Below are 1,922 nucleotides of genomic sequence, written 5' to 3' on the forward strand. Positions count from 1 at the left end.
CGTGACGGGAGACTGACGCCCCTCTCCCTTTCAAGGGAGGGGCCGGGGGGCGGGCGACGCTGCTCGATGCCCGCCGCCTTTCCGCAAGCTCACTCCCCCCCTGGCCCCCGCCCTTGAAAGGGAAGGGGGAATGAGGTTTCGAAATGCCCTTCACCCTGCCCGATTTCGATCTCGACGCCTTCGTGCGGTCCACGCTGGCCGAGGATCTGGGGGGGGCGGGGGACATCACCTCCGCCGCCGTCATCCCCGCCGATGCGATGTTCGCGGGCGTGATGGCGAGCCGCGATGCGATCGCCGTGGCGGGGCTGCCGCTGGCCGAGGCCTTCTTCCGCGCGCTGGACCCCGAGGTGGAGATCGAGACGCTGGTGGAGGAGGGCGCCAAGGTCGCGGCGGGCACCGATCTGATGCGGCTGAAGGGCCGGGCGCGGGCGCTGCTGACGGCGGAGCGATCGGCGCTCAACACCGCGCAGCATCTGACCGGCATCGCCACGCTGACGCGGACCTATGTGGATCGCATCGCCGGCACGGGCGCGACGCTGCTCGATACCCGCAAGACCATCCCCGGCCTGCGCGTGCTGGAGAAATATGCGACGCGGATGGGCGGGGCGACCAACCACCGCATGGGCCTGTGGGACGCGGCGATGATCAAGGACAATCATGTCGCGGTGGCGGGCGGCGTGGGCGAGGCGGTTCGGCGCGCCAGGGCGGCGGGCATCGCATCGATCATCGTGGAGGTGGACCGGATCGACCAGATCGAGCCGGCGATCGCCGCCGGGGCCACCCATCTGCTGCTAGACAATATGGACCCGGCGACCACTGTCTCTTATACACATCTAGATGTGTATAAGAGACAGGGGCTGGACCCCGCGGTGACGGTGCGTTTCGCCGACGAGCCGGCCGCGAGCGATGGCGAGAGGATGGACGGATCGCGATCGCTGGAAGAGATATACGGTTTGAACGACAATCAGAACGCGCGTCCGCAAAGAGGAACGAGACCATGAATGCCCCCAATCTGAGCCTCGCCGGGCTGGACCTGCGCGCGGAGATCGAACGGCTGCGCAAGGAGCGCAACGCCGTGATCCTGGCCCATTATTACCAGACGCCCGATATTCAGGACCTGGCCGATTTCGTGGGCGACAGCCTGGACCTGAGCCGCAAGGCGGCGGACACCAGCGCCGATGTGATCGCCTTCTGCGGCGTGCGCTTCATGGCCGAGGTCGCCAAGATATTGAGCCCGGAAAAGACGGTGATCCTGCCGGACATGGATGCCGGCTGCTCGCTGGAGGATAGCTGCCCGCCGGAACAGTTCGCCAGGTTCCGCGCGGCGCACCCCGATCATATCGCCATCACCTACATCAACTGCTCGGCGGCGGTGAAGGCGCATTCGGACATCATCGTCACCAGCTCCTCGGCGGAAAAGATCCTGTCGCAGCTGCCGATGGACCAGAAGATCATCTTCGCGCCCGACAAGAATCTGGGCGCCTATTTCAACCGCAAGACCGGGCGCGACATGCTGCTGTGGCCGGGCGCCTGCATCGTCCACGAGGCGTTCAGCGAGACCGAGCTTCTGAAGCTGAAGGCGCAATATCCCGACGCGCCGGTCGCGGCGCACCCGGAATGCCCGGCCTATATCCTGGATCATGCCGACGAGGTGGGATCGACCCGCGCGATCCTGGAATTCGCGCTGGCGAGCCCGGCCGAGACGATCATCGTCGCCACCGAGCCGCATATCATCCACCAGATGGAGAAAGCGGCGCCGCACAAGAAGTTCATCGGCGCGCCGGGCGCGGACGGCAACTGCAACTGCAACATGTGCCCCTACATGGCGCTCAACACCATGGAGAAGCTCTATATCGCGCTGCGCGACATGGAGCCGCGCATCGAGCTGGACGAGGCGACCCGCATCGCCGCCAAGCGGCCGC

The 1,922-nt window shown here is 66.3% G+C and carries 2 protein-coding genes; both read left to right on the forward strand.

The features are described 5' to 3' along the window. Nucleotides 1–143: 143 nt before the first annotated feature. On the forward strand, nucleotides 144–1,001 hold the full coding sequence (gene nadC, locus BHE75_RS06010; RefSeq protein WP_254684370.1) for a carboxylating nicotinate-nucleotide diphosphorylase: 858 nt from the start codon (nucleotides 144–146) through the stop codon (nucleotides 999–1,001). Next, the coding region (gene nadA / locus BHE75_RS06015) for a quinolinate synthase NadA (RefSeq protein WP_070933084.1) at nucleotides 998–1,922 on the forward strand (925 nt) is incomplete at its 3' end. The genes nadC and nadA, both read left to right, overlap by 4 nt.

The organism is Edaphosphingomonas haloaromaticamans, from assembly GCF_001853345.1.
Lineage (GTDB): Bacteria > Pseudomonadota > Alphaproteobacteria > Sphingomonadales > Sphingomonadaceae > Sphingomonas_E > Sphingomonas_E fennica.